This window comes from Marinobacter sp. B-12 (genome assembly GCF_056857915.1).
In genome coordinates this window covers 222,681-248,386 of sequence record NZ_JBSXOB010000064.1, presented here as the reverse complement: position 1 = coordinate 248,386, position 25,706 = coordinate 222,681, and the positions used below count along the sequence as shown (strand labels likewise).

Below are 25,706 nucleotides of genomic sequence, written 5' to 3'. Positions count from 1 at the left end.
GGTGAATGCCATGACGTGTCGTCAGTTCCATCGGGAGGTCGACAGCCTGGTTCGCGGCGATCTTCCGCTGCATGAACAGGAAGCTCTCCAAGCTCACGCATCCGCGTGTGCCAGTTGCTCAGAACTCTGGGAGGATGAACAGCGCCTGCAAGAAGGCATCATGGCCCAGGTAGTTCCAGAACCCGACGACGATTTCGAATCCCGGGTCCGTGCAATCGCACTGGCCGGCGAGACATCTCAGAGTTCCACGTTACGCAAGACGTCCCTCTGGGCTTCATCAATTGCCGCCGTACTGGCACTCGGCATCTTTATCGGTATGCAGGTTGGTCCAGCAGATACCGGAATGTCCGGCAACGACATTGCGGACGCTACCGGGCAGACTGCAACAGAATCCGCTTCCGAACCCGGAACTGGAACGGCACTGAAAACCGTCAGGCTGGCGTTCAATTCCCGCCGGGCGATGGAGAACGTAACCCTGACCCTGGAACTACCGCCCAACGCAGAACTGGCACCCTTTCCGGGGCGCCAGACCATCAGCTGGACGGTGGACCTCAAGCAAGGTGACAACGTACTGGCATTGCCCATCAACGTGTTGTTCCCCGGGTCAGGCAAACTGGTCGCGCACCTGGACGATGGAACCCGGCGCAAAACGTTCAGCACCGCCATTCCAGGAAACACGGAGCCTTCATCATGATCAGAAATATCCGCATCCACTGGCTCGCTCCAGCCATCATCGGCCTTCTGCTTGCCGCACCCACACCGTCCTGGGCTCAAGACGATCTCGATGTGACCATGAGAATGGTTGCAGACGACCAGGAACTGGATGATGCCTTTGTGCAACAACTTGAGCTTCCGGAGTCCGTAGACGCGCCCGCGGGAGCAAACGGATTCGGCGATATGCAGACGGATTCAGACGACTTCGCTTCCGATACCCGGGAAGACATGCTGGATATTGAAAGCACTCTCTCCGAACAGTCGCGGGAATCTCGTGATGCGCTCAGTGTCGAACTGCCTGGCGAGATGATCATCGAAGACGAACCAGAATTGGACCTGCCGGGTATCGAGGACCCTGAACTGGAGCTGCCAGGCACCGGCGATACGGATCTGGATCTGTTGAACGACAATGGCCTGAATCTGGAGAAGGCCGGACAGCAGTAGATTAGATACAGGCGTCACACCGGATCCCTTCGGGACTGGCGTTCGCCCGTCCAATGGCTGTTATACTCTGAGTCCGAGTTCAGACTATTCCGGAGAGAGTATTTGCGCCGTCTTCTGACCATCGCACTGGTGTTGTGTCTAGCGCTGTCAACTGCCCATGCTCAGGAGAGGACATCCGAGGCCAAGGCGTTCTTCCGTACAGGCATCCAGGCTTTCAACGCCGGTAATTTGGATAAAGCTCGCCGCTTACTCGAGTCTGCCGCCTCGAAGGGGTTGAGCTCTCGCTCACTCAATTACAACCTGGGCGTTGTGTATTACAAACTCGGGCTTTACGAGGAAGCGGAGCAAACCTTCCGGACCCTCATCCCCACCCGACAGAAAGCGCTTGCCTACTACAACATCGGACTGACCGCGCTCGCCCGTGAAAACCGGGACTCCGCAACAAACGCGTTCCAGAACGTGCTTGCTTCCGATGCCGATGACAACCTGGTGTCACTCGCCACCCGTCAACTTGAGCGCCTCGAACCAGCACTGTACACGGCCGCCCCCCAGAAACGCTGGGCAGGCCTGATTTCCGTGGGTGGGGGGTATGAGGACAACGTTGCATTGTTTCCAGATACCGCGCCCAAAAAGCTCGACAGTGGCTTTGTGGAAACCCTGGCGGCTGCCTCCTATTACCTCTATGGCAATTCTTCAGCGGGACTGCGTTCGGATATCAAGTTTTTTTCACGCCAGTACCCTTCCGAACACACATTTGACCTGCAGGTGATTCAGGCGGGTGCAAAATGGGTTCAGAAAACGGCACCGGGAACGATCAGCGTCGGCCTTGGCGGCGACTATATCTGGCGGGATCAACGATCAAGAGAACGCCGCGCTCGCCTGATGGCTGGCATAACCACCCTCGACTGCCCAGGCCCCGGCGCGCGATGTCTGGTCAGAGCAGAGGCCACTCAGATCTTTCCGTTGCCTGGATTCGATGCCTATCGGGGCCAGATGTACCGGCTTGATGCCCATTACCGTCTCCGGCCCGGGAACTGGACAGCGGAACTCAAGTACCGGGCTGACTACAATGACCGGGACAATCTGGATACCGGAGACGAGTTCTTCAGTGTGTCGCCCGAACGACATGGCCTTGATGCGGGCATTGAGTACGATCTCACCGACCACCTGAGTATTGAAGCCGAGGCCGGCTTTCGCTTCAGTTACTATCGCACACCACACCAGCTGATTGTTCCCGAGGGCAGACAAACAATACGTCGTGAAGACAAGCGACATACTATGTCCGTTGGCACCACCTATCGTTTCTCTCGTCGTACGTCTCTCAGCCTGGAGCTGGACCGTACCGACAACGACAGCAATATCGATCGCTACAGCTACGATCGCCACACCGTTACCGCCAGCCTCGCCGTCGGATTCTGACACCAGCCCAAAAGCACACGTGAAATACGGGAATCCGTATGCGTTATTCCGTTGCCGCTTTTGCAAAACCGGCCAGCGCCCCTTCTATTTTTTCGATGACCTGCTCACAGCCTTCTATGCTATGACGCTGTTTCAGATACTCCGGGTCGTTGTAGCCCAACCAGACCGTCCCCTCGCTGTCCTCCCAGATCAGCGCCTTTTGCGGCAAATCGATGGCCACACTCTGGGCACATTGCATCAGCGGTGTCCCCACCTTCGGGTTGCCAAAAATCACAACCTCGGTTGGGCGCAATTCCAGCCCCACCTTGCTGGCACCCTCAGTGTGGTTAATGCGGTTCATCACCGTCATACCCTTGCTCTTAAGGGTCGAGACCAGCTTGTCTGCCGTCATCGCAACGCTGTGATTGCTTTGCGTCGTCACCATTCCATCGGCACCGACCGCGGCCAGTGGCAGACTCAGCAGGGCTGCAAGAATCGGAATTCTGGTCCAGACTTTCATTACGCATCTCCTTGGAATATCGAACCACTCCAGCATAGGCCAGTTAACTCCGGCCTGCACGGGCCACGCAAAATCAAAGTGATACGTTTCCACACAGAGTACGTAGAAACCCCTATAATTTCATAAATCCAAAATAACGAGGTCTTAATGACTCACGCGCTGAAGGGAGCCCTGCTTCCACTTATTGTTATTATGGCTGGCTGTAGCCAGGGTGAATCAGAATCCACATCCATCAGTAAAACGGCCGAACAACTCGCGCCGCCGCAAGAAACCGGCGTACTGGAAGTGGCGACTCGCAACGGTGCCACCACCTACTATCTCGACCGCCACCAGAACCCCATTGGCCCAGAGTTCAGCCTGGTTTCACGTTTCGCCGAAAGCAAAGGCTGGACTGTAAACTGGACCATGTACGATTCAACCGCTGAGGTTCTGCAGGCACTGGAAGCCGGCAACACGCATCTGGCGGCCGCCGGGCTGACCCACCTGCCATCACGTACAGAAAGGTTCACACGCGGCCCTGCCCACACTGAAATCACCGAGCAACTGGTCTGTCATCGTGACATGCGGCCGATGCCCAGGAAACCGGAAAGCATGCCTGAAGTCAGCATTGCGGTAACCGCCGATTCCAGCTACGTGGAAACGCTGAACAAGCTAGCCAGCGAACACGAAGGCATCACGTTCGCCGAAGATGACAGCAGAACGACCGAAGTTTTGCTGTCTGAGGTCGCCGAAAAAGACATTGACTGCACCGTGGCTGACTCCAACATTGTTCAAGTCATGCGCCGCCACTTTCCGCACCTGGAAGTGGCCATGAACCTCACTCAAGGCAACAACCTGGGCTGGTACCTGCCAGCGGGTTCCGACGACCTGGCGGGAACCACACGGGAGTGGATGAACAGCACCGACGGTGACGAAGCCATCGGCTACATCGAGAGCCGCTACTACGCCTACATCGGCGAATTCGATTTCGTCGACCTGCGCGCCCTGAACCGCCGAATAAATGATCGGCTTCCCGACTTTATCGACCGCTTCGCAGAAGCCGAAACCACAACCGGGATGCCGGCTGACTTGCTGGCGGCGCTGTCGTACCAGGAATCCCACTGGGACCCGGCCGCTGTGTCACCCACCGGCGTTCGGGGCATCATGATGCTGACCCGAAACACGGCCGAATCCCTTGGTGTGATGGACCGTCTGGACCCCGTAGCGGCCATTGATGGCGGCGCCCGCTACCTGGCGGATCGCCATCGCCGGCTACCGGATACCATTCCTGAGCCAGACCGCACCTTTCTCGCCCTCGCCAGCTACAACATCGGCCGCGGCCATCTGCTGGACGCCAGACAGCTCGCCAGGGATCTGGGGAAGAACCCCGATTCCTGGGATGATATGAAAGAAGTCCTGCCGCTGAAAGCCGACAAGCGCTACTACCCGAGTACCCGCTACGGCTACGCCCGTGGCTACGAACCGGTACACTACGTGCAGCGCATCCGGAACTACCGTGATGTGATCAGCTCAGCGTTTGACTAACTTTCTGACAAAACGGACTGACCCATGAAACGATGGATCTCACTGTTTGCCCTGCCCCTGGTACTACTAATTGCCGGCCAGGCGGCAGGGCAATCGGAGCCGATCAAAGTCGGCATCACCACTGTCCCGCCCTTTGTCATGGAAACCGACAATGGCGAATGGGAAGGCATCAGTATCGATCTGTGGCGCCAGGTGGCCGAAGGGCTTGACCAGGAATACACCCTCGTCCCCCTCCCGTTCAGCGACCTTCTCGCGCAGGTCGAAAGCGGGCAAGTCGACGTGGCGGTGGGTGCTCTCACCATGACCGCCGAACGGGAAGCGGCGTTCGACTTCACCCATCCTTTTTACCAAACAGGTCTGTCCATCGCGGTGCCTCCGGCACCAGAGCAGGGGCTGCTCGCCAGCCTTCGCGCGCTGATCAGTTGGCAGTTTGTGAGCGTGATCATCGCTCTGGGCGGCTTGCTGCTGGCCGTGGGATTTGTATTGTGGCTGTTTGAACGGCGGCGCAATCCGGAGCAGTTTGGCGGCACCGCCGCACAGGGGATAGGATCAAGCTTCTGGTGGGCGGCTGTCACCATGACCACCGTCGGCTATGGCGACAAGGCTCCAGTGTCGCTGGCAGGTCGAATCATTGCTTTGGTGTGGATGTTTGCCGGACTGATCATGGTAGCGAGCTTTACCGCAGCGATTACCTCATCGCTCACGGTCAGCAACCTGCAATATCAGATTCAGGGCCCCGACGACCTCAACCGCGCCAATGTAGCGACCATCGCTAACACCGCCAGCGAGCAGTATCTGCAAGATCAGCGCATTCGGCACCAACTCTACCCTGACCTGACCAGCGCCATGCTCTCAGTCACCAATGGTGAAACCGATGCCGTGGTGTACGACAGGGCTCTGCTGCAATACCGCAACCTGCAACTGGGGAATCAAAGGTTGACGCTGTTGCCCGGTATTTTCCAGCAACAGCTCTATGGGTTGGCCCTGCCTTCGGGAAGCTCACTGCGTGGGCCGGTGTCCGAGCAGATACTGGGGGTCACGGAGTCGTCGGGCTGGAAGGACATTACCCAGCGCTACCTGGGCCGCGAATAGTCCTGAAAACGGCCCGAGGCATCAATAGACCTTGGCGCACCCCTCGGGCCGGGTTTTAAAGCGTTTATGCAGCCACAGGTACTGGTCCGGCTGTTCGCGAATGGTGTCTTCGATGTAGCGGCTCCAGGCTTCGCTATCGCTCTGCTTACACGCGCCGAATCCCTCCTGGATTGGCGAGAAAATCACCCGATAGCGACCGTCAGGCATACGCAGATGGCTCACACAGATGACCGAGGCACCGGACACTCGAGCAATGTAGCTGGGCGAGGTAATACATCCGGCCTCGGTGCCGAAAAACGGCACAAACAGTTCGGTTTTCTTGCCAAAATCCTGATCGCAGGCAAACCAGACTTCCCCGCCCTTTTTGAGAAACGACACCAGCGGCCTCAACTCACGCTTGGTGAAAGGACGGATACCGAAGTGACGTCGGCGCCCGTTCTCAATCATCCGGTCAATCACCGGATTATTGTTGGGGCGGTACATATACCCCGGCTTTTTCAAATGACAGGCAATCAGCGGAAGGGCAAAATCGAAAATACTGTAGTGCCCGCCAATTAACAGCACACCTTTATTCCTAGCCTGGGCTTCTCGCAGGTGCTCCAGCCCCTGCACCTCGGCGCCCTCGCAAAAACCCGACATATCCCGCCACCAGGCGTGGATACTCTCCAGGAAACCACGGGTACAGGCCACAAAGTTATCCTGCACCAGTTGCTCACGGGCGGCGTTATCAAGCTCCGGAAAACAGGTCGCAATATTGGTATTGGCCACCTTGGCCCTGGATCTCAGCTTGCCTTCCAGAAAACAGCCCAGCCGCCGGCCAAAACGCTGTTTGGTCGACATTGGCAGCAGTGCAAGCAGATAAAGCGTGAAGACCAGCACCCACGAAGGCCAGAAAACCGGATGCCACAGCGGCACATTCTTCTTGTTCTTACGGCCGGACATACATCATTGCCTGTTCTAAACGGACAATGAGACTGCCATATTTTGCAGCAGATTTGTAGTTGCATTCATCAATGATCGGGTTGTATCACACCCTCAAGAGCCAAACAGCGCTGAACGTAATGGCCTCATGAACCCATGTTTCGGCTTGGATTCCTGAACCGGAAGGTGACCATCAATCTCCAGGTAACCATCCTCAATAGGATCAAACCTGAGGGTTTTCACATCCTCCAGGTAGTTCTGGCTGACCTTCCAGGGCCCATGGGTTCCCTGCCTCGGCAACTTGTCGTCTGCCCGGCGGATATAACCGGAATCCAGGCCGCCCATTATGGTGTCTTCGGCGCGGCTGTCTCCTGTGTCCCGGGGCACGCAGACCTTCTGCCCCTGCCTGTCCATATGGTTGAACAAACGGCACAGGTATTCAGCCGCGATATCGGCTTTGAGAGTCCAGGAGATGTTGGTGTAGCCAAAAATCATGCCGGCGTTGGGCACGCCCTCCACCATCACGTTCTTGTAGATCACTTTGTTCCGTAGCGCGACCGGCTGACCGTCCACCACCAGCTCCATTCCGCCCAGCATCTGGATGTCCAGCCCAGTCGCCGGAATGATGATGTCGGCCTCCAGTTCCTTGCCAGACTTCAACAGGATACCGTTCTTGGTGAAGCGTTCGATGTGATCCGTCTCCATCGACGCCTTGCCAGCCTTGATCGACTTGAACAGATCGCCATCCTTCACCACACACAGGCGCTGATCCCAGGGGTTGTAGCTGGGTGAGAAGTGGCGCATATCGACCTTTCCATTCAGTTGCCGGCGCACCATCGCCAGGAACAGTCGTCGCATGGCCTTCGGGTTCTTGCGGGAACGATTGAACAGTAACCGTGCAATGCTGACGTTACGGGCACGGGTCAACCGATAGGCAACGTTGGCGGGCAGAACCTTCTGAAGGCCCAGCGCCACCGCATCCCGGGATGGCAACGGCATCAGATAGGTGGGCGAGCGCTGCAGCAAGGTAATGTGCGCGGTTTCGCCCGCCATCGTCGGCACCAGGGTGATCGCCGTAGCACCACTGCCAATCACCACCACGCGTTTGCCGGTGTAGTCCAGGTTTTCCGGCCAGTGCTGCGGGTGCACAATCTGCCCGCCAAAATCGGCCTCACCAGGGAAGTCAGGCTTATAGCCGGCATCGTAGTTGTAATACCCTGTGCAGCCCACCAGAAAGTTGGCGGTAAAGGTAACGGTCTCGCCGGTGGCTTCCTTGCGGGCCGTCAGTGTCCAGCACTTGTCTGTGCCTGACCACTCAGCGGAGACAACCGCCAGGCCATACCGGATATGCCGTTCAACGTTGTTTTCCCTGGCCGTGTCGTGAACGTACTGCTTGATCGACGGGCCATCCGCCAACACCTTGCCCCCCGTCCACGGACGAAAGTTGTAGCCAAAGGTGTACATGTCGGAATCGGAACGGATGCCCGGGTAGCGGAACAGATCCCAGGTGCCTCCAAGGGACTCACGGCGCTCAATGATGGTAAAAGACTTGCCCGGGCACCCTCGTTTGAGGTGACAGGCCATGCCAATGCCGGATACCCCGGCGCCGACAATCAGTACGTCTACATGCTGTTCGCTCATAACCACCCTGGCGGCATCTGCCGTTGTTTTATCAACATTTCAGCGCGGATCGCCACGCCAACAGGGTGAGAATAGCCCAGGAAGGAAAATGCCGAAATTGGCCCGATGCCAGCAAGCCAGCGCCGTTTCGGTCAGTGTTGAAGCCGGATTTGACCTGTTATAACGCCTTGTTAATCCGAACGCGACACATTGAGATGCTACCCAGCGTCCCGTTGTAGCTTGGGTTAACTGACGCCGGAGCGCACAACGCGGAGGGAACCTGAACCAGGTAACGGATCAGACGTCAGGTTCAATAAATTGTCAGCTTCCAGGCTACAGGTAAGGATCTGACTGTAAAACAAGGCCTTCTTCCCGCATTTTCCGAATGAATCCCCGGGCATCGCCAGTGAGATGGCTGCCATCTTCACGCTCCCGCCCGTCATTTGGGGCCGCAGTAAATAGCCCTCCGAAGGATTCATTATGAAATTTCAGGGCCTGGCGTCCAATACCACACCTTTTGAATGCGCCCCCATCCTGATCAAGGTACATCCACATCAAGTAGTAGTGATCAGACTCAGTGTGTTGCAACTCGATGGAGCCAAGTTTCGGGCCATTAACCGCCGTAACGGTTATTTCCAGGCCGGAATCATCAATTTCGATATCAACTAGCCGGCCATCCGACAACCTGCAACGCTGTGTCAGTTCATCTGATGAGATCACTTGCAGTGACATTTCGCCTCCATAGGGCGTGATCTTGACGTAGCGAAGCGGAGACAAGGGCATCCGAGTGACGCGCCTGGTTAGCTGCTCTCAAGCATGTACGCACGAAGCAGCCGTTCCTCTCGCATGACATAGAGGACAAGAACCCGCTTCTCATCCTCACGGTAAAAAATGCGACACGGTGGAACCACTACTTCCCTATATACCGCATTTGGGAGCTCTGGGGGAATCCGTCCGGATTCGGGGAACTCTTCCAAGCGGTCGGTCTTATCAAAAACTTCCAGAACCAATTGACGTGCGGCAGCAGGATTATCGAGGGCAATATACTCAGCGATGGCATCCAGTTCTTGAAGGGCGGACTCCGTCCAGATTACTTCAGCCATTTACTCATTTTTTCCCTGGCCTCACTTTGACTGTACGTTCTTCCCTCAAGTACAGCGCGCTCTCCTCGTGAGAGCCCCTCAAGCAGCTCAAGCCGACGCTGCATGAACTCGTAATCCTGCACATCAACAAGATAAGCCGATGGCTTACCATGTTCCGTGATCAATACCGGCTCTTTCGACAGATGAAGGTCTGCCAAGATTTTCGTGGCTTGGCGCTTAAGGTTGGTAACAAGCTCAACTTTCATGGGCTCATCCTGAATCAGATTGACAGTATCACTATAGTGTCACTTATCGGGTGAGGCAATCGCAGCTAACCGCGAAGCGGCGGGAAATTGTCCGGCAACAGCGGCTGGTTATGCATTATTCGTAGTGGCTCCAGAGCCTGAGGACTTTCACCACTTGCTCGTCCTCTAGCACTTGACAGACCAGACGATGCCGAATATTGATGCGGCGTGAATAGGCTCCCGCAAGATCACCAATCAGCCTCTCAAACGGAGGCCGCTTGCAGTACGGATCTTCCGCTATCAGCGCCAACAGTTCCTGGGCTTTTAGTTTGAGGCCACTGGAGGCCAACTTCTTTGCATCTTTCTGGGCTTGCTTGGTGTAAACCAACTTCCATGTCACCAGTCCAGCTCCTCATCGCATTCATCCACGGGGGTATCCATCCCCTCACGAATAGACTCCCGCATACCGGGTACGGAGAGCAGGTAAAGTGTTTCCTGAATTGCAGACCAGTCTTCCTCGGATACCAGGACAGCTTTGTTCCGTTTACCCATGATAACGATTGGCTGGTGGGACTCCGCAGTTTCATCAATCAACCGATAGAGGTTGCTGCGCGCCTCAGTTGCTGTGATTCCGGTCATGACGCACCTCTTGCGTGTTCAACTTTTAACCAAGTGTACGCCTTTGAGTACGTACGTAAAGACGAACGTTTTGCATAACGCCCGGCTCACGCGCCGGTTTGGAGCCGTGAAGCGGCGGAAAATCGGTCGCTGTGCAGCCGATTGTTAAAGCCTGCCAAGCCAGTACTGCGGACGTCGCCGGTCATGGGCAACCGCCAGAACTTGAAAACCGTCAGGTTTCTCTCGGTAAACGATGGATAGCGGAAATCTGTGAAGGGGCGCTCTGCGAATATCTGGCTGCAATTCAACTTGCCAGGCTTTTGGTGACTCGCCAACTAAAATGGCCAGGGCCTCAAATTCCTCTATGAAGGCACCACCCAATCCCGGAACTTCTGATTCGTAATAACCAACTGACTCCAGGAACTCGGCTTCCGCTGCCGGGTGAAAAGAATAGTTCATTTGATCAGTGCTTTAGCCTTCCTCATGACATCCTCACCAGACACAGCCTGAACGGTGCCATTGTCGAGCTCTTCGCCTCTGCATCGGGCCTCAAGCAACCAATCGGATTTGAGCTCCTCTTCTGACGGAGACTCCAGGCTCAATACCAGTCGCTGGATCAATTGCGCTCGCTCTTCTTTGGGCAGATGGAGCGCCTCATCTTCAATTTTCTGGAGATTCATGGAAGAAACCTCTCGTTCGCGTATCACTCAATTTTGACACGAATGGGTACCTGGTGCCACGAATCGGCTTTCCAGCTTTAACGCTTAGGTAACCGGCACCGGAGCGCCAGCGAAGGGAACCAAAAGCAGAAAGCTTTTGGTGTCCGGTTGACCGTCTGGTTACACCTTGCGACTTACTCAGTGCAGTTGGCTAAAAACTTCCGGATGTTGTTCTGCGATGCGCAACAGTGCAACTGCTGGGCCTTGTGGTTCTCTACGCCCTTGCTCCCAATCCTGTAGAGTGCGCACACTGACCCCCATGAGACCCGCAAAGGCAGACTGAGACATTTTTAGTTTCAGCCGAATAACCTGCGGCGCTGAGGGCTCAGACAACTCTTGAGTTCGCAGCGCCAGATTGCCCTTTTTGAACTGTTTGATTTCATCAAGCCCAGCAAGGATTTCCGCACCAAGATTTCTATCACTCATTTTTGATGGCCTCCGCTATCTGCTTGAGCATGTGCCCAGGAATCGAGGCACGCTCAGATTTACTGTACAACGTCAGCATCCATACTTCGTGGTCAGACTTCTTCCAATAATAAATTGCTCGAATGCCGCCACTCTTGCCCGATCCGACTGGCGCCCAGCGAACCTTGCGAACACCACCAGACCCTTTGATGAGATCGCCTGCATCAGGCTTCTGCAAAAGGTATGTTTGGAGCCCACGATATTCTTCGTCCGTGAGGTAGCTCGGCAACAACTTGGTGAATGTTGAGGTTTCAATGAATAGCATAGCCAAAATATACGGCAATGCCGTACAAATCTCAAGATTAGGTTAGCGAGGTGTAACAGCAGTTAGATCGATGTCTCAGTGATTGCGAAAATTTGACCGCTTCATGATTACGGCTCTTCAAACACCAATGCTCGATCCCGAAATTTGTAAATCAACAGCTTAGCCCACTACATACACCCATGCTATGTAATCATTTGACATCTGTGGTCTACGCCACCAATAATACTGTTTAAATATACAGCTATTTTTGGCAAGGAGCCTCTCGAATGCAAGGAAAGCAGCCCCGACTACGTGACCAGGTCCGTGCGGTCATTCGGGTGAATCACTACAGCATCCGCACTGAAAAGACGTACTGGTACTGGATCCGCTATTTCATTCGCTTCCACAAAATGAAACATCCCCGGGAAATGGGGGCGCGGGAGGTTAATGAGTTTCTAACTTGGCTAGCGGTGCATCGCAATGTTGCTGAGGCTACACAACGTCAGGCCCTGAATTTCCTGGTTTTTTGTATAACAAGGTTCTGGATAAGCCGTTAGGCGATGTCGGCCAGGGGTTCGCCGGAATTCGCAGTCCACTGGGTTGAACGGGTATAAAAAAGCCCCCGAAGTGGGGGCAAACACGTGACAGTGTCTTTCGGTTTGGTACAGCCTTAGTGGCTGATCATCCAGGGCCGCATGGAGGGGAACATTTTCTTCCCGTCAGCGGTGTAGAACAGCATCGACTTTCCGGGTTTTGGCGAGCCACAGCCGCAGTTGCGGCTATGCTCAGGGTCGCGCTCCCGGCGATCGGCGGTTGAGAACACCGGTTCGTGGCGAGACTTTTCGTTGCGGGCCTGGGCGGCGCGCTTGGCCGGGTCCATGTTTGCAATTTCCGGCGGTAATACAATCACTCGGGGCGATAGCGCCTGGCACGTTGGGCATGCCACTGGTTTGGCGCTGTCTTCCATAGTAGCCAGAGTGTTAAACAGGCCGTGTTCACGGCACTTGTAGTCGTAAACGGGCATGGGGCTTACTCCTTGTCTTTCGACAGAGGTACGTCCATTCCGCCACTGGTCATTTTCTTCGGTCCGTCTGCGGATGGGTTGATGTCGAAATCAAAGATCTCAGTGGGCAGCCAGAGCGTGGCACAGGCGTTCGGCACGTCAACCACACCGCTGATGTGCCCCTCCACCGGCGCACAACCCAATAATGCGTAGCTCTGGGCAGGGGTATAACCAAACTTGCCAAGGTATTCAATGGCGTTCAGACAGGCCTGGCGATAGGCCACATGCACATCGAGGTAATGCTGCTTGCCCTGCTCATCTACCGAAATGCCTTCGAAGATCACGTAATCCTCGTAGCGTGGCTTGATCGTGCTGGGTTTGAATACCGGGTTTTTAATGCCGTATTTAGACACACCATCCTTGATCACGTTCACCCGGAGATGGATCCAGCCGGCCATTTCGATGGCACCGCAGAAGGTGATTTCACCGTCGCCCTGGCTGAAGTGAAGGTCACCTACCGAGAGGCCGCCACCTTTCACATAAACCGGAAAATAAACCTTGGAGCCGCGAGACAGATCCTTGATGTCACAGTTGCCGCCGTGCTCACGGGGCGGAACGGTGCGGGCCGCTTCAGCCGCGGCGCCTTTGGCGGCGTCGCCGGCCAGTTTGCCCAGATGGGCGGTATCAGAGTACGGCAGATTGGCCAGTCCAGGCACACGGTCTGGCTCGGTGTCGTAGAGTTCTTTCTCGCGCCTGTTCCACTCATCCAGCATTTCCTTGGATGGCAGGCAACCGATCAAACCCGGGTGGACCATACCGGCAAATTCCACATTCGGAATGTGACGGGATTTGGTGAACATACCGTTGAAATCCCAAATGGATTTCTGCGCGTCCGGAAAATGCTCAGTCAGGAAGCCGCCGCCATTCTGCTTGGAGAAAAAGCCATTGAACCCCCACTGCTGATCCTTGAAGGCTCCGATATCGAGGATATCCACCTCCAGCAGGTCGCCAGGTTCAGCGCCTTCAACCCCAACCGGGCCAGACAGGAAATGGACTTGGGTAAGGTCGACGTCCCGGACGTCGTCCGCGCTGTCGTTGTTTTCGATCTGGCCACCGGTCCAGTCATAACACTCAAGGACAAAGTCATCACCGGGCTTGACGGTGACCGCCATGGGGATATCCGGGTGCCAGCGGTTGTGGATATTTTCGTTCTCGTAAGCAGATTTGCTCAAATCGACTTTGATGAGGGTTTCAGCCATAACGGGTGCTCCTTGGTGTTGGCGTGTACGATTCGGTAACGGCTTTACTATCCGAGATCCCGCGCCTCGGAGGTATTCGCAAAATGCCCCCCGTACCTACGTCATTCGACGTATTGGCGCACGGTAACGGCTATGTCCTTTACGTCAGCTTCAAAACGACGGCACTCCGGATACGCCAACAACGCACGGGCTACCGCTGGCTCCAGTCGTTGGCGAAAGGCTCTCAGCATTTCCCGGGCGCCATAGCGGGCATCGTAACCACGGCACAGTTCGGTCCGTAGCTCGGTCGATAGGGACAACGCTGCGTGCTTTTTGGTCAACCGATGATTAAGGCCTGCGAGTTCAATATCCAGAAGTGCCTCGAGCCAGTTGTCAGTAAGGCGGTTGAAGGTATGAATCTGGTCGATACGGTTCAGGAATTCGGGATCAAAATACTGGCGCAGGGCGGTGTCACGCAGGGAATCAGTCTTGCTGGATGATAACCCAAGCCAGTGGCGCCAACCCCGCTGGTATCGCTGTTCGTGTGCTTCTGCCTCCAGGGCACCGGCGTTGCTGGTCATGAAAATCAAGGTGTTGTGGAAATCAATCTCCCGATTACCGGAAGGGAACACTAGCCGGCCGGTATCCAGCACGTTCAACAGGGTCCGGACCACCTCCTTGCTGGCCTTCTCGATTTCGTCGAACAGCACAATGCCGGGCTTGCTGAACGAGCCTTGCACCTTGTCCAGATCAAACAGGCTGTGGCCTTCCTTGCTGCCTACATAGCCCGGAGGTGCTCCGGTAAGTGCGGCGGCATAATGCTCCTGGGCCAGGGTATTCATGTCGATGCGGCACAGGCCATCCCGGTTGCCGTGGATGGCTTCGGCGATCAACCTTACGGTTTCAGTCTTACCCACCCCGGTAGGACCAAGAAACAGGTGCACCGCCAGCGGCCGGTTTTCCTCACCGATGTCGGCTTTCACCCGCACCAGCATGGATTCCATGGCAACCAGGGCATCGTCCTGGCCAACGATGTTTTTCCGCAGGCGGGACATAACGGCGTCGGGCTCAAAGCGAAACCGGGAAGCACGAACCGGGCCTGAAGCGGCCCGGTTCTGTTCTATGGATTCCCGATTGGCTTCCAGCCGTTCGTTAATAAACGGCATCAGCGACTCCCGGCTTTAAGCGCCTGCAGATTTTTCCTTGCCATCGAACGGCAAGGTTCCCACCGGGCATTCGGCGGTGCCCACGGTCTTACGTGTCATCGCCTCCACGTTCTCCTGAGCCTTCTGAGCGTCCAGAACCCAGGTGCGGTAGAACTCGAATGGGCAGTCGGCCACGCCCTTGTCGCCGTCGCCGGAGTTGTGAACACCGGTGTAGCCCCGGTGCAGCAGCTTGAACAGGTGGTTCTGTGACTGGTCGTTCTGGCGGGCATCGCGAATCTGGCTGATAGAAAGCTGGGCATACTGGATACCCATGTCTTCCTCACCACACTCACCCAGCGTGCGGCCATCAAAGCCAATGATGGCGGAGTGGCCGAAGTAGGAGTACACGCCATCAAAGCCGGAGGCGTTGGCCACAGCCACATAGCAGTTGTTGGCCCAGGCCATGCTCTTGGACATCATCACCTGTTGTTCCTTGGCCGGGTACATATAGCCCTGGCAGCGAACGATCAGCTCCGCACCCTTCATGGCACAGTCCCGCCAGATTTCCGGGTAGTTGCCGTCATCGCAAACGATCAGGCTGATCTTCATACCCTTGGGGCCTTCGCTGACGTAGGTGGTATCACCCGGATACCAGCCTTCAATCGGGCACCAGGGCACACACTTACGGTACTTCTGAACAATCTCACCGTCATTATTGATGAGAATCAGTGTGTTGTAGGGCGCCTTGTTAGGATGATCCTCATGCCGCTCCCCGGTCAGTGAGAAGATGCCCCAGGTATTGGCTTCACGGCAGGCGGCAGAGAAGATGGCGGTTTCGTCGCCGGGAATGGTGGCGGCTGTTTCCATCATCTCGTCATTGTCGTACATGATGCCCATGGTGCTGTATTCCGGAAACACCACCAGGTCCATGCCGGGCAGGCCCACTTTCATACCCTTGATCATGTCGGCAATCTTGCGGGCGTTGCCCAACACCTCGGCTTTGGTATGCAACCGGGGCATCTTGTAGTTCACCACCGCCACACCGACGGTGTCGTTACTGCTGGAAATATCGCCGTGTCTCATTAATCCGCTCCTCGTTAAACCGCCAGGTAACTGGCAATCTTTTCCTGGTCTGCGTCAGCCCTGCTCTCTTCGTGCACGATGGCTCCCTTCTCGATCACCAGAATCCGGTCCGCCGCGTCCATCACAAAGCTCAGCACCTGTTCAGAAACAACAATCGACAAACCGCGCTCATCGCGAATACGCCGTAGGGTCTGCGCAATTTCTTTGATGATATTGGGCTGAATGCCTTCGGTGGGTTCGTCGAGCAACAGCACCTTGGGCTGCGTAGCCAGTGCGCGGGCAATGGCGAGCTGTTGCTGCTGGCCGCCAGACAGGTTACCGCCGCGCCTGTTCTGCATTTCCTTCAGTACCGGAAACATCTCGTACAGATCCTCCGGCACCTTCTTTTCACCCACGGCGGACAGAGCCGTTTCAATGTTTTCCCTTACCGTAAGGGTTGGGAAAATCATCCGGCCCTGAGGCACAAAGCCGATGCCGGCCCTTACCCGTTGGAAGCTTTTCAGGTTGGAAAGGTTGGTGCCATCCAGGCTGACCTCACCGCCTTTGGTGGGTGTCATGCCCACCAGGGACTTCATCAGCGTGGTCTTACCCATGCCATTGCGGCCCACCACGGCCACAATCTCGTTTTTTCCCACCTCAAGGTTCAGGTCCCCGATGATGGTGCTTTGGCCATAGGCCACCGAATGATGTTTGACGCTTAGCATGTTCAGTGCCCCAGATAGACTTCGATGACTTTCGGGTCCGACTTCACGTGCTCAATGGACCCTTCCGAAAGAACCTTGCCCTGATGCATCACGGTCACCCGGTCGGCGATGTCACCAACGAACTGCATGTCATGCTCGATCACCAGTACCGTGTGGTCCTTGGTAATCACCCGGAGCAGTTCGGCGGTTTTCTTGCGCTCTGCCACCGACATTCCGGCCACCGGCTCATCCAGCATCAGCAGGTCCGGCTTCTGGATCAGCAGCATGCCGATCTCCAGCCACTGCTTCTGGCCATGGCTGAGCGAGGCCGCCGGTTCGTTCAGGGCGTCCATCAGAAAGATGGTTTCTGCCACCTCTTCCACGGCTTCGATCACCGCCGTGTCCCGCTTGAAGGCCATCGCCCCCATCACGCTATGGCCCTGTGGATAGGACACCTCGAGGTTTTCAAACACGGTCAGATCCTCGAACACCGACGGTGTCTGGAACTTCCGGCCCACGCCCGAATGAACGATCTGGTGTTCCTTGAGTCTGGTCAGCTCCTTGCCGGCAAATTTGATAGACCCGGCGGTAGCCTTGGTCTTGCCGCAGATCAGATCGAGAACGGTGGTTTTGCCGGCGCCATTGGGGCCGATAATGACCCGGATTTCCTTGGGATCGAGGTAGAAAGACAGGTCATCCACGGCCTTGAAGCCGTCGAATGATACGGTCAGGCCCTCAACCGCCAACAGGAAATCCGTGCCTTTGCTTTTGGCTGCACTCATCACGATTTCTCCGGGCTGTAGGTAGTGATCATCGGATCGTAATCGTCGGCTTTTTCCGCACTCGGCTTGGTGGCCGCAGGCGCGGAGGCGGTTTTGGGCTCAGGCTTACTGCGCTTGAAAAGGCGGTCTTCCAGGGGCATGACGTAGCTGCGGTAGAGCCCGGCGAGGCCGTTCGGGAAAGCCAGCACCACACCAATAAACAGCGCGCCCATGGCGAAGGGCCAGAGTTCCGGGAAGGACTCGGAGAAACCACTCTTGGCTGCGTTCACCAGCAAAGCGCCGTAAACCGCCCCAAGAATTGACAGCCGACCGCCAAGGGCGCAGAAGATCACCATCTCGATGGAAGCGACAATGCCGATGAACGATGGCGACATGAAGCCCACGATCAGGGTGAACATCGCGCCCCCGATTCCGGCGAAGGCTGCCGCCAGGCAGAAAACGAAAATCTTGAAGGCGGCGACGTCGTAGCCCGAGAAACGTACCCGCATTTCCTGGGCATTCATGGCCACCAGAATGCGTCCCAGTTTCCGGTTCTGGACAAGCCGTGCCGCGAACAGACAAAGGAACAGCATTCCGACGCAGACGAAGTACAGGGTGGTCCGTGCCTCATCGGTGCGGATATCCCAGCCCTTCAGGGTCTGCAGATCGGTAATGCCGTTTACGCCCCCGGTGTACCCCTGTTGTCCGATAATCAGGATGGTCAGGATTGCGGCTATGGCCTGGGTGATGATGGCAAAGTACACCCCGCCCACACGGCGGGTGAACATGGCAAAACCGATCACGAACGCCAGCAGAACGGGCACGCCTATAACCGCGATCAACGTGAACGAGAAGCTATGGAACGGTTCCCAGAACCACGGCAGCTCGGTGAGCTGGTTCCAGTCCATGAAATCCGGAATGCCCGGGGTGGACTGGATCGCCGTGGCCTCTGGCGTGGAAGCTTCCAGCTTCAGGAACATCGCCATGCAATAGCCACCCAGGCCGAAGAACACGCCCTGGCCCAGGCTGAGGATGCCGGCTTTACCCCAGCACATCACCAGTCCGATCGCCACAAAGGCGTATGTCAGGTACTTACCCACCATGTTCAGCCGGAACGGGTCCAGCGCCAGCGGCAGGATAACAACCAGCAGAAACGCCAGCGCCAGGTAATACAGGCCCTCGCGGGAGCCGAACCATTTCAGGGGGGATGAACTCTTCATGACAATCTCCTAGCGACGGACCTTGAGGGCCATGAGTCCTTCTGGACGCAGCATCAGAATGCCGACGACAACCAGCAGGGTGAGTACCTTGGCCATGGAACCACTCAGGAAAAACTCCATGGTGGACTGGGCCTGGGAAATGCCGAAGGCGGAAATAATGGTGCCAATCAGGCTTTGGGCACCGCCGAAGACCACCACCAGGAAGGTATCAACAATGTAGGCCTGGCCGGACGACGGCCCGGTGGAGCCGATCATGGTGAACGCAGCGCCAGCAATTCCGGCGATACCGCAGCCGAGGGCAAAGGTGGCGCGGTCAATACCAGCACTGTTGATGCCGACAGCCTCAGCCATAGAACGGTTCTGAACCACAGCCCGCACGTTCTTGCCCCAGCCGGAGCGGTACATGAGCAGGTAAACGGCGACTGCAATGGAGAGCGCGATGATCATCACGAACAAGCCGTTGATCGGCAGTTCCACCAAATCGGTCACCTGGAAGGCGCCCATCATCCATTCGGGAAGATCAACGCCCACTTCCCGGGCACCAAAGATGGAGCGGTAGGCCTGCTGCATGATCAGGCTCAGACCCCAGGTGGCCAGCAGTGTATCGAGTGGACGGTGGTAGAGATGCCGTATCATCAGCCACTCAACGAGTGCTCCCAAGACGGCGCAGATCAGAAAGGCCAGAATGATGGCGAAAAAGAAGTAACCGCCAAACAGTCCGGGCAGGTAGGACTGGAAAAAACCCGACGTCAGGTAGGTTGTGTAGGCACCGAGGATCATGAATTCCCCGTGGGCCATATTGATCACCCCCATCTGACCAAAGATGATGGCCAGGCCCATTGCCATCAGTACGAACACTGAAAACAGGGAGAGCCCGGCAAACCCCTGCATGGCAAATATCGACATCAATTCACTGCTGGTGTAGCCATCGAACATGACCCTTCTCCCCTTCAAACCAACATGCTTTGCGTTGCGGAGGCGATGAAGGCCGGCGCGCGGTAGCGCCGGCCAATCTGTTTTACTGGTAACCTTCCGGGAACGGGTCTGGCTCCATCAGCTCTTCAGTTTCGTGAACCACCTTGTACTGACCATCAACCTGGGCCTGGCCAATCCGGGTCTTGGACCAAAGGTGGTGGTTTTCGTGGATGCGTACGTAGCCTTCCGGTGCCTTGGTGAACTCGATGCCAGCGAACTCTTCGCGAATCTTGTCGATGTCGAAAGAGCCGGCCTTTTCAACCGCCGCTTTCCACAACCATGGGCCGAGGTACGCGGCCTGGGTGACGTCGCCGATGACCATGTCATCGCCGTAGGTTTCCTTGAAGGCCGCAACAAACTCATTGTTGTTGGGGTTGTCCAGGCTCTGGAAGTACTTCATGGAGGCGTAGATACCTTCCACGTTGTCACCGCCGATACCGCGGATTTCGTCCTCGGTTACGGAGATGGTCAGCAGCAGCGGCTTCTCGTCGGTGAAATCAACACCGGCGGCTTTCATCTGCTTGTAGAAGGCCACGTTGGAACCGCCCACCACGGACGCGAAGATCACATCGGGCTTCTTGAGCTTGATCTTGTTGATGACTGAATTGAACTGGGTGTGCCCCAATGGGTAGTACTCTTCACCCACAACTTTCAGACCCAGCTTATCGATGTGCTTTCGGGCGATTTTGTTAGAAGTTCGTGGCCAGATGTAGTCGGATCCGAGCAGATAGAAACTTTTGGCGCCCTTTTCCTTTACCGCCCAGTCGATACCCGCAAGAATCTGCTGGGTGGCTTCCTGGCCGGTGTAAACCACGTTAGGGGACTGCTCAAGACCTTCATAGAAGGTGGGGTAATACAGCATGCCGTTGTACTGCTCAATGACCGGCAGGATGGCCTTGCGTGACGCAGAAGTCCACGCGCCAAAGATCGCGGCCACGTTATCCTGACGCAGAAGCTTGCGGGACTTTTCGGCAAACGTCGGCCAGTCGCTGGCGCCGTCTTCCTGAACAAATTCTATCTGGCGCCCCAGAACGCCGCCGGACTCGTTAATCTGTTCAATCGCCAGCTTTTCCGCCTGCACCGAGCCAATCTCACTGATTGCCATGGTGCCGGTGATGGAGTGCAGTATACCAACCGTCACGGTGTCATCCGTCACCGCCAGATCGGTTGTATTGACGTCTGCCGTACTGGGTGTCGCCGCTTGCGCGGAGGTAGCCAGCATAACGGACGCCGCCAGTGTCATCAGACTCTTTCTAAACCCCAGCCTCTTGCCAGGCGATCGTACGCTGGCGTTTGTATCTGTCGTACCCATGGTGATTCCTCGCAGTGTTTGAAATCCGGTACCGCGCTTTTCATCGAAAGCACAGCGTCCACATCAAACATTCTGCTTGCGCCCCTTAAGGGAGCCCATTCGGCAATCACCCCAGCGCACTACGTCATTTGACGCATTCCTGATTCCGGCAATACAGGCTAAAACGCGGGTACACGATTTAAATGTGTCCGCTTTTCCTTGCGTTCCTGTCCATGGCACGAAAATTGTTGGTGTTTTCAGGTCCGGTGCACCGCGCCACGCAACCGCACTTATTTCGGGCACTCCTTATCCAGCGACACAGGCAACACAACGATGGCCGCACGACAAAGCATTTTCCGTGTAAGGCGCAATTACAATCAGTGGGTGGCCAACCAGACGCTCGAAGACTACGCCTTGCGGTTTACCGCGAAGAGTGCACGGCGCTGGTCCGCCGCCCGCGTTACTAATACGGCTCTGGGAGCGATTTCCTTTCTGGCGCTGGAAGCCATCGGTGGGGCCATCACTATCCACTATGGATTCAACAACGCGGTCGCAGCCATCTGCGCCGTGGCGCTGATCATCTTTCTGACGGCGATACCCATCAGCTACTACGCCGCTCGCTACGGTGTTGATATAGACCTGCTTACCCGCGGCGCTGGCTTCGGCTACATCGGCTCCACCATCACCTCGCTGATCTACGCCTCGTTTACGTTTATCTTCTTCGCGATCGAAGCGGCAATCATGGCCATGGCGCTGGAGCTGCTGCTGGATATACCGTTGGTGATCGGTTATCTCATTTGTTCGGTGGTGATTATTCCCCTGGTCACCCACGGCATAACCGCCATCAGCAAGTTCCAGCTCTGGACCCAACCGGCGTGGATTGTGCTGCAGCTGCTGCCGTTCGTTTTCATCATCTGCATGGATGCCGGCTCGGTGTCGGACTGGACGCAGTTTGAGGGTACTGCCCCCAATCAGGGCGGCGAGCTCAATCTGCTGCTTTTTGGGGCAGCGTCGGCCGTGGTGTTCTCGCTGATTGCACAGATAGGCGAACAGGTCGATTTCCTGCGTTTTGTCCCTGAGCCTGAGCAAGGGCAGCGTTTGCGGTGGTGGACGGCAGTGATGGCCGGTGGGCCTGGATGGATTGTCATTGGCGCATTGAAAATCCTGGCGGGCTCGTTCCTGGCCGTGCTGGCCCTGAACCATGGCGTGTCGGCGTTGGACGCCTCCGACCCCACCCGCATGTACATGGTGGCATTCGGCTATCTCTCGTCGTCACCGGAAGTGGCGCTGGCCATCGCGGGCATCTTTGTCATTCTTTGCCAGGTCAAGATCAACGTCACTAACGCCTATGCGGGGTCCATTGCCTGGTCGAATTTTTTCTCACGCCTGACCCACAGCCATCCGGGCCGGGTGGTGTGGCTGGTCTTCAACGTGACCATCGCATTGCTGGTGATGGAGTTGGGTGTTTATCGCGCCCTGGAAGAGACTCTGGGCTTCTACGGTATCGTGGCGGTGGCATGGGTGGGCACCCTGGTGGCCGACCTGGTGATCAACAAACCACTGGGCTTCAGCCCGAAGCACATCGAGTTCAAGCGGGCACACCTATACGACATCAACCCCGTTGGTGTCGGCGCCATGGTACTGGCCTCGGTCATTGGCATGGTGTGCCACGGTGGTGCCTTGGGCGAGATTGCCCAGGCTCTGTCGCATTTTATTACTCTGGGCGCGGCATTGGTAATCGCCCCTCTCATTGCGTGGCAGACCGGAGGGCGCTTCTACACCGCTCGACCGTTCGTACCCATCGCCACCGACAGACAACTCGTTGGCTGCTGCATCTGCGAATATGAGTTCGAGCCGGAAGACGTGACCGGCTGCCCGGCCTACGCCGGCAATATCTGCTCGCTGTGCTGTTCGCTGGATGCACGCTGTGGCGATTTCTGTAAACCCGGTGCAGGTTATCGACATCAGCTGCAGCAGTTTTTTGGCCTGTTTATTCCCGCGTCAGTGCTCTCAAAACTACATTCGCGTATTGGCCACTTCCTGACGTTGTTGTTCCTGATCAACGGTCTGTCCGGGCTGCTTCTGGCACTGATATACGCCAAGACACCGGTGAATTCGGCCACCGAAGCCATGCTGCTGTCGATCACCCTGTGGAAGGTGTTCTTCGTCCTGATCATTATCACCGGCGTGGTGTGCTGGCTGTTTGTGCTGGCCCATGAAAGCCGCGTGGTGGCCGAGGAGGAGTCCCAGCGACAGACCCGCCTTCTGACCGAGGAGATTGTGGCCCACGAGCGCACTGATCAGGCCCTGCAACAGGCCAAGGAGCACGCGGAAGCGGCCAATGGCGCAAAGAGCCGATACCTGACTGGTATCAGCCACGAGCTGCGCTCACCGCTGAACGCAATCCTGGGTTACGCCCAGCTGATGGAAAACGACACCGCGATCCCGGACAACCGCAAGGACGCACTGGGTGTCATACGCCGTAGCGGTGAGTATCTGGCAGACCTGATCGAAGGCCTGCTGGACATCTCCAAGATCGAAGCGGGGCGGCTGGACCTGCACCGGGACGAAGTGCGTATTGACCTGCTGATGGAACAACTGGTGCATATGTTCCGGCTACAAGCGGAAGAGAAAGGGCTGGCCTTCAGTTACCACGGCCCTGCCCGCTTACCAGAACTGGTGACCACGGATGAAAAGCGCCTGCGGCAGATACTCATCAACCTGCTGTCCAATGCGCTCAAATACACCGACAACGGCAGCATTTCGTTAACCCTGAAATATCGCAGCCAGGTGGCCGAGTTCACGATAAAGGATACCGGCGAAGGCATCGCCGAAGAGAACATTGAGCGCATATTCCGGCCTTTCGAGCGTATACGCACCCCCGGACAAAGTCGCACCGGGACCGGGCTCGGGCTCACCATCACCCGACTGTTGACCGAAATCATGGGCGGCGATCTCTCTGTAGAGAGCACGCCCGGAGAAGGAAGTATCTTTCGCGTCAGCCTGATGCTGTCCAGCCTGCATACCTCCCGTCCGGAATCCATGACATCCCCGGCGCGGCGCATTTATGGCTACAAAGGCCCGCGACGCAAGATCATGGTGGTGGATGACGAATCCTCCCACCGCCAGGTGATCCGAGCCATGCTTGCTCCCCTGGGGTTTGAAATTGTCGATATCGGCAACTCCCTGGCGGTGGTGGATGCCATCGACAACAGCCATCCCGACCTGCTGTTACTCGATGTCTCCATGCCCGGGTACAGTGGCTGGGATATCCTTACGCAGTTGCGAAGCAACAACCATCAGGTGCCCGTGGTAATGGTATCGGCCGACGCCAGTGAAGGACGCAACCGGCCGGAATCACCCACCCTGCACAACGGCTACATCATTAAGCCGGTGCGCTTGAACCTGCTGCTGGACCACATCGCCCGCCTGCTTGCCCTCGACTGGCGCTTCGAGAAAAGCCCGGAACCGCTGGCAGCCAGCATTACGCCCGAATCGGAAACGCTGATTCTGCCCGCGGAAGAACATCGTGCCGCGCTGGTGGGGCTGGCCACCATCGGCCACAAAAAAGGACTTCTTGAGGCACTGCACGGGCTCCGTTACCGGAGCGAGGCAGATCCGGTGTTTGTAGAAGAACTCGTGAAGCTCACCAACGACTTCCAGTTCGAAAAAATCATTGATTTGATCAAGGTGACGGAACATGAACACACCTGAAGCCCGAAAGACGGTGGTTATGGTGGTGGACGACGCTGTCGACTGCATTCGCATGATCAACGACGCCCTGGAAGGTGCCGGCATGACGGTATTGATTGCACTGGAAGGCAGCCAGGCCCTGACCATCAGCCAGAACATCACCCCGGACATCGTGCTGATGGACGCCATCATGCCCAACATGGACGGCTTCGAAACCTGCCGTCGGCTGAAGCAGAATCCGGACTTCGCAAATACCCCCATCATTTTCATGACCGGCCTCAGCGATACCGAACACGTGGTGATGGGCCTTAAATGCGGCGGCGTGGACTACGTCACCAAACCCATCAACACTACCGAGCTGATGGCCCGCATGCAGGTACACCTGACCAACGCCCGCATGGCACACAGCGCTCGGGCCGCACTGGATACCGCCGGACAGAACCTGTTTGCCGTGGACCGTAACGGAGTCATTCTGTGGACAACCCCCCAGGTTCATCAGCGGCTCATTGGCGGCGGCTCGAATAACCTCGAACTGCTGACCAACAACCTGGCCACCTGGTTGAGTCACAATCCGGAGAACGGCCACAGCCTTACGCTGGATTTCCTGCCCGAGCTCCACGCGGTGGAATTCCTCACCCTGGTCGACCAAAGAGAATACCTGTTGCGCCTGCAAGAGGTGCAGAAGCCCAGCGAGGCTACTGGTGCGCTGCGGGCGCGCTTCAGCCTGACCGGACGGGAGTCCGATGTGCTGTTGTGGATCGCCAATGGCAAAACCAACCGCGAGATCGGACAGATACTGGAAATGAGCCCACGCACGGTAAACAAGCACCTGGAGCAGGTATTTCGCAAACTGGGTGTGGAAAACCGCACGTCGGCCGCTGCTGCCGCCATCAAATGTCTGGCGCGAACCTGACCACTACGGGCAACGAAAGGGGCGTAGCCGCAGGGAGGAGCCTTACCCGTTCCACACCGGATAAGATGGGCCGATCTTCCTGCCGAGGCCAACCC

At 56.6% G+C, this 25,706-nt stretch carries 29 protein-coding genes; 8 read left to right on the top strand and 21 right to left on the bottom strand.

From position 1 onward, the window contains the following. Positions 1–10: 10 nt before the first annotated feature. From AC13D2_RS19950 to AC13D2_RS19940, 3 genes are all read left to right on the top strand, one after another. On the top strand, positions 11–694 hold the full coding sequence (locus tag AC13D2_RS19950) for an anti-sigma factor family protein (protein ID WP_300496072.1): 684 nt from the start codon (positions 11–13) through the stop codon (positions 692–694). Beyond that, complete coding sequence (locus AC13D2_RS19945; RefSeq protein ID WP_300496069.1) at positions 691–1,158, top strand: hypothetical protein; 468 nt, start codon at positions 691–693, stop codon at positions 1,156–1,158. The genes AC13D2_RS19950 and AC13D2_RS19945 overlap by 4 nt, the downstream gene beginning before the upstream one ends. 102 nt (positions 1,159–1,260) lie before the next feature. Further along, on the top strand, positions 1,261–2,577 hold the full coding sequence (locus AC13D2_RS19940) for a tetratricopeptide repeat protein (RefSeq protein ID WP_482939060.1): 1,317 nt from the start codon (positions 1,261–1,263) through the stop codon (positions 2,575–2,577). Between the two features lie 43 nt (positions 2,578–2,620). Here AC13D2_RS19940 and AC13D2_RS19935 read toward each other — a convergent pair whose 3' ends face one another. Further along, positions 2,621–3,076: a DUF302 domain-containing protein gene (locus AC13D2_RS19935; protein WP_300496064.1), complete on the bottom strand. Its 456-nt coding sequence runs from the start codon at positions 3,074–3,076 to the stop codon at positions 2,621–2,623. A 147-nt stretch (positions 3,077–3,223) separates the two neighbouring features. Between AC13D2_RS19935 and mltF the strand changes: the two genes are divergently transcribed. Continuing rightward, on the top strand, positions 3,224–4,600 hold the full coding sequence (gene mltF / locus AC13D2_RS19930; protein ID WP_300496061.1) for a membrane-bound lytic murein transglycosylase MltF: 1,377 nt from the start codon (positions 3,224–3,226) through the stop codon (positions 4,598–4,600). A 24-nt stretch (positions 4,601–4,624) separates the two neighbouring features. After that, positions 4,625–5,692, top strand: a complete 1,068-nt coding sequence (locus AC13D2_RS19925; protein ID WP_300496059.1) for a transporter substrate-binding domain-containing protein — start codon at positions 4,625–4,627, stop codon at positions 5,690–5,692. Between the two features lie 21 nt (positions 5,693–5,713). On the opposite strand, the gene AC13D2_RS19920 is transcribed toward AC13D2_RS19925, so the two are convergent. The 11 genes from AC13D2_RS19920 to AC13D2_RS19870 all read right to left on the bottom strand — a co-directional run bounded on the left by AC13D2_RS19920 (position 5,714) and on the right by AC13D2_RS19870 (position 11,627). Beyond that, entirely contained in the window at positions 5,714–6,634 is a 921-nt protein-coding gene (locus AC13D2_RS19920; RefSeq protein WP_300496057.1) for a lysophospholipid acyltransferase family protein, read from the bottom strand. A 93-nt stretch (positions 6,635–6,727) separates the two neighbouring features. After that, a complete protein-coding gene (locus AC13D2_RS19915; protein ID WP_300496055.1) occupies positions 6,728–8,254 on the bottom strand; it encodes a flavin-containing monooxygenase in 1,527 nt (508 codons plus the stop codon). A 312-nt stretch (positions 8,255–8,566) separates the two neighbouring features. Continuing rightward, on the bottom strand, positions 8,567–8,965 hold the full coding sequence (locus AC13D2_RS19910) for a hypothetical protein (RefSeq protein ID WP_292048898.1): 399 nt from the start codon (positions 8,963–8,965) through the stop codon (positions 8,567–8,569). A gap of 68 nt (positions 8,966–9,033) precedes the next feature. Further along, positions 9,034–9,336 (bottom strand): type II toxin-antitoxin system RelE/ParE family toxin, encoded by a 303-nt coding sequence (locus AC13D2_RS19905; protein WP_292048899.1) that lies wholly within the window; start codon positions 9,334–9,336, stop codon positions 9,034–9,036. After that, on the bottom strand, positions 9,324–9,581 hold the full coding sequence (locus AC13D2_RS19900; RefSeq protein ID WP_095603088.1) for a type II toxin-antitoxin system Phd/YefM family antitoxin: 258 nt from the start codon (positions 9,579–9,581) through the stop codon (positions 9,324–9,326). The genes AC13D2_RS19905 and AC13D2_RS19900 overlap by 13 nt, the downstream gene beginning before the upstream one ends. A 115-nt stretch (positions 9,582–9,696) precedes the next feature. Next, the gene (locus AC13D2_RS19895; protein WP_292048900.1) at positions 9,697–9,960 is read right to left on the bottom strand and encodes a Txe/YoeB family addiction module toxin; all 264 of its coding nucleotides are present in this window, start codon (positions 9,958–9,960) and stop codon (positions 9,697–9,699) included. Further along, positions 9,957–10,199, bottom strand: coding sequence for a type II toxin-antitoxin system Phd/YefM family antitoxin (locus AC13D2_RS19890; protein ID WP_058092928.1), 243 nt, complete (start codon positions 10,197–10,199; stop codon positions 9,957–9,959). Before AC13D2_RS19890 ends, AC13D2_RS19895 begins: the two co-directional genes overlap by 4 nt. 144 nt (positions 10,200–10,343) lie before the next feature. After that, positions 10,344–10,637 (bottom strand): type II toxin-antitoxin system RelE/ParE family toxin, encoded by a 294-nt coding sequence (locus tag AC13D2_RS19885; RefSeq protein WP_300496047.1) that lies wholly within the window; start codon positions 10,635–10,637, stop codon positions 10,344–10,346. Then, positions 10,634–10,858, bottom strand: coding sequence for an addiction module protein (locus AC13D2_RS19880; RefSeq protein ID WP_292048901.1), 225 nt, complete (start codon positions 10,856–10,858; stop codon positions 10,634–10,636). Before AC13D2_RS19880 ends, AC13D2_RS19885 begins: the two co-directional genes overlap by 4 nt. A gap of 177 nt (positions 10,859–11,035) precedes the next feature. Further along, the gene (locus AC13D2_RS19875) at positions 11,036–11,323 is read right to left on the bottom strand and encodes a helix-turn-helix domain-containing protein (RefSeq protein ID WP_200205372.1); all 288 of its coding nucleotides are present in this window, start codon (positions 11,321–11,323) and stop codon (positions 11,036–11,038) included. Continuing rightward, on the bottom strand, positions 11,316–11,627 hold the full coding sequence (locus AC13D2_RS19870) for a type II toxin-antitoxin system RelE/ParE family toxin (protein ID WP_200205373.1): 312 nt from the start codon (positions 11,625–11,627) through the stop codon (positions 11,316–11,318). The genes AC13D2_RS19875 and AC13D2_RS19870 overlap by 8 nt, the downstream gene beginning before the upstream one ends. A gap of 266 nt (positions 11,628–11,893) precedes the next feature. On the opposite strand from AC13D2_RS19870, the gene AC13D2_RS19865 reads away from it, so the two are divergent. Next, positions 11,894–12,163, top strand: a complete 270-nt coding sequence (locus AC13D2_RS19865; protein WP_300496042.1) for a phage integrase N-terminal SAM-like domain-containing protein — start codon at positions 11,894–11,896, stop codon at positions 12,161–12,163. 113 nt (positions 12,164–12,276) lie between these two features. Here AC13D2_RS19865 and AC13D2_RS19860 read toward each other — a convergent pair whose 3' ends face one another. The 9 genes from AC13D2_RS19860 to urtA form a co-directional block, all read right to left on the bottom strand. After that, positions 12,277–12,630 carry a zinc ribbon domain-containing protein gene (locus AC13D2_RS19860; protein WP_292048903.1) on the bottom strand — a complete coding sequence of 118 codons (354 nt, stop codon included), beginning with the start codon at positions 12,628–12,630 and terminating at the stop codon, positions 12,277–12,279. 5 nt (positions 12,631–12,635) lie between these two features. Beyond that, complete coding sequence (gene fmdA / locus AC13D2_RS19855; RefSeq protein ID WP_300496039.1) at positions 12,636–13,868, bottom strand: formamidase; 1,233 nt, start codon at positions 13,866–13,868, stop codon at positions 12,636–12,638. Positions 13,869–13,969: 101 nt separating this feature from the next. Then, positions 13,970–15,013 (bottom strand): AAA family ATPase, encoded by a 1,044-nt coding sequence (locus AC13D2_RS19850; protein ID WP_300496036.1) that lies wholly within the window; start codon positions 15,011–15,013, stop codon positions 13,970–13,972. Between the two features lie 15 nt (positions 15,014–15,028). Then, on the bottom strand, positions 15,029–16,075 hold the full coding sequence (locus AC13D2_RS19845; protein ID WP_300496033.1) for an aliphatic amidase: 1,047 nt from the start codon (positions 16,073–16,075) through the stop codon (positions 15,029–15,031). A 14-nt stretch (positions 16,076–16,089) separates the two neighbouring features. After that, positions 16,090–16,779 (bottom strand): urea ABC transporter ATP-binding subunit UrtE, encoded by a 690-nt coding sequence (gene urtE, locus AC13D2_RS19840; protein ID WP_300496030.1) that lies wholly within the window; start codon positions 16,777–16,779, stop codon positions 16,090–16,092. A gap of 2 nt (positions 16,780–16,781) precedes the next feature. After that, complete coding sequence (urtD, locus tag AC13D2_RS19835) at positions 16,782–17,540, bottom strand: urea ABC transporter ATP-binding protein UrtD (protein WP_288076168.1); 759 nt, start codon at positions 17,538–17,540, stop codon at positions 16,782–16,784. Continuing rightward, complete coding sequence (gene urtC / locus AC13D2_RS19830) at positions 17,540–18,739, bottom strand: urea ABC transporter permease subunit UrtC (RefSeq protein ID WP_292048910.1); 1,200 nt, start codon at positions 18,737–18,739, stop codon at positions 17,540–17,542. The genes urtD and urtC overlap by 1 nt, the downstream gene beginning before the upstream one ends. Before the next feature lie 9 nt (positions 18,740–18,748). Next, the gene (urtB, locus tag AC13D2_RS19825) at positions 18,749–19,675 is read right to left on the bottom strand and encodes an urea ABC transporter permease subunit UrtB (protein WP_300496025.1); all 927 of its coding nucleotides are present in this window, start codon (positions 19,673–19,675) and stop codon (positions 18,749–18,751) included. A gap of 82 nt (positions 19,676–19,757) precedes the next feature. Beyond that, on the bottom strand, positions 19,758–20,936 hold the full coding sequence (gene urtA, locus AC13D2_RS19820) for an urea ABC transporter substrate-binding protein (protein ID WP_420391159.1): 1,179 nt from the start codon (positions 20,934–20,936) through the stop codon (positions 19,758–19,760). Positions 20,937–21,338: 402 nt separating this feature from the next. On the opposite strand from urtA, the gene AC13D2_RS19815 reads away from it, so the two are divergent. Beyond that, on the top strand, positions 21,339–24,719 hold the full coding sequence (locus AC13D2_RS19815; protein WP_300496021.1) for a hybrid sensor histidine kinase/response regulator: 3,381 nt from the start codon (positions 21,339–21,341) through the stop codon (positions 24,717–24,719). Next, positions 24,706–25,611, top strand: coding sequence for a response regulator transcription factor (locus AC13D2_RS19810; RefSeq protein ID WP_292048914.1), 906 nt, complete (start codon positions 24,706–24,708; stop codon positions 25,609–25,611). The genes AC13D2_RS19815 and AC13D2_RS19810 overlap by 14 nt, the downstream gene beginning before the upstream one ends. Positions 25,612–25,706: the final 95 nt, after the last annotated feature.

Excerpts from the sequence above, each read along its gene's own strand:
- AC13D2_RS19900 (WP_095603088.1), bottom strand. The coding sequence starts at position 9,581 with ATGAAAGTTGAGCTTGTTACCAACCTTAAGCGCCAAGCCACGAAAATC.
- AC13D2_RS19850 (WP_300496036.1), bottom strand. The coding sequence starts at position 15,013 with ATGCCGTTTATTAACGAACGGCTGGAAGCCAATCGGGAATCCATAGAA.
- AC13D2_RS19950 (WP_300496072.1), top strand. The coding sequence starts at position 11 with ATGACGTGTCGTCAGTTCCATCGGGAGGTCGACAGCCTGGTTCGCGGC.
- AC13D2_RS19875 (WP_200205372.1), bottom strand. The coding sequence starts at position 11,323 with ATGAGTGATAGAAATCTTGGTGCGGAAATCCTTGCTGGGCTTGATGAA.
- AC13D2_RS19915 (WP_300496055.1), bottom strand. The coding sequence starts at position 8,254 with ATGAGCGAACAGCATGTAGACGTACTGATTGTCGGCGCCGGGGTATCC.
- AC13D2_RS19910 (WP_292048898.1), bottom strand. The coding sequence starts at position 8,965 with ATGTCACTGCAAGTGATCTCATCAGATGAACTGACACAGCGTTGCAGG.
- mltF (WP_300496061.1), top strand. The coding sequence starts at position 3,224 with ATGACTCACGCGCTGAAGGGAGCCCTGCTTCCACTTATTGTTATTATG.
- AC13D2_RS19885 (WP_300496047.1), bottom strand. The coding sequence starts at position 10,637 with ATGAACTATTCTTTTCACCCGGCAGCGGAAGCCGAGTTCCTGGAGTCA.
- urtA (WP_420391159.1), bottom strand. The coding sequence starts at position 20,936 with ATGCTGGCTACCTCCGCGCAAGCGGCGACACCCAGTACGGCAGACGTC.
- AC13D2_RS19870 (WP_200205373.1), bottom strand. The coding sequence starts at position 11,627 with ATGCTATTCATTGAAACCTCAACATTCACCAAGTTGTTGCCGAGCTAC.
- AC13D2_RS19845 (WP_300496033.1), bottom strand. The coding sequence starts at position 16,075 with ATGAGACACGGCGATATTTCCAGCAGTAACGACACCGTCGGTGTGGCG.
- AC13D2_RS19860 (WP_292048903.1), bottom strand. The coding sequence starts at position 12,630 with ATGCCCGTTTACGACTACAAGTGCCGTGAACACGGCCTGTTTAACACT.
- AC13D2_RS19865 (WP_300496042.1), top strand. The coding sequence starts at position 11,894 with ATGCAAGGAAAGCAGCCCCGACTACGTGACCAGGTCCGTGCGGTCATT.
- urtB (WP_300496025.1), bottom strand. The coding sequence starts at position 19,675 with ATGTTCGATGGCTACACCAGCAGTGAATTGATGTCGATATTTGCCATG.
- AC13D2_RS19815 (WP_300496021.1), top strand. The coding sequence starts at position 21,339 with ATGGCCGCACGACAAAGCATTTTCCGTGTAAGGCGCAATTACAATCAG.
- fmdA (WP_300496039.1), bottom strand. The coding sequence starts at position 13,868 with ATGGCTGAAACCCTCATCAAAGTCGATTTGAGCAAATCTGCTTACGAG.
- AC13D2_RS19925 (WP_300496059.1), top strand. The coding sequence starts at position 4,625 with ATGAAACGATGGATCTCACTGTTTGCCCTGCCCCTGGTACTACTAATT.
- AC13D2_RS19905 (WP_292048899.1), bottom strand. The coding sequence starts at position 9,336 with ATGGCTGAAGTAATCTGGACGGAGTCCGCCCTTCAAGAACTGGATGCC.
- AC13D2_RS19890 (WP_058092928.1), bottom strand. The coding sequence starts at position 10,199 with ATGACCGGAATCACAGCAACTGAGGCGCGCAGCAACCTCTATCGGTTG.
- AC13D2_RS19945 (WP_300496069.1), top strand. The coding sequence starts at position 691 with ATGATCAGAAATATCCGCATCCACTGGCTCGCTCCAGCCATCATCGGC.
- AC13D2_RS19935 (WP_300496064.1), bottom strand. The coding sequence starts at position 3,076 with ATGAAAGTCTGGACCAGAATTCCGATTCTTGCAGCCCTGCTGAGTCTG.
- urtC (WP_292048910.1), bottom strand. The coding sequence starts at position 18,739 with ATGAAGAGTTCATCCCCCCTGAAATGGTTCGGCTCCCGCGAGGGCCTG.
- urtD (WP_288076168.1), bottom strand. The coding sequence starts at position 17,540 with ATGAGTGCAGCCAAAAGCAAAGGCACGGATTTCCTGTTGGCGGTTGAG.
- AC13D2_RS19880 (WP_292048901.1), bottom strand. The coding sequence starts at position 10,858 with ATGAATCTCCAGAAAATTGAAGATGAGGCGCTCCATCTGCCCAAAGAA.
- urtE (WP_300496030.1), bottom strand. The coding sequence starts at position 16,779 with ATGCTAAGCGTCAAACATCATTCGGTGGCCTATGGCCAAAGCACCATC.
- AC13D2_RS19810 (WP_292048914.1), top strand. The coding sequence starts at position 24,706 with ATGAACACACCTGAAGCCCGAAAGACGGTGGTTATGGTGGTGGACGAC.
- AC13D2_RS19920 (WP_300496057.1), bottom strand. The coding sequence starts at position 6,634 with ATGTCCGGCCGTAAGAACAAGAAGAATGTGCCGCTGTGGCATCCGGTT.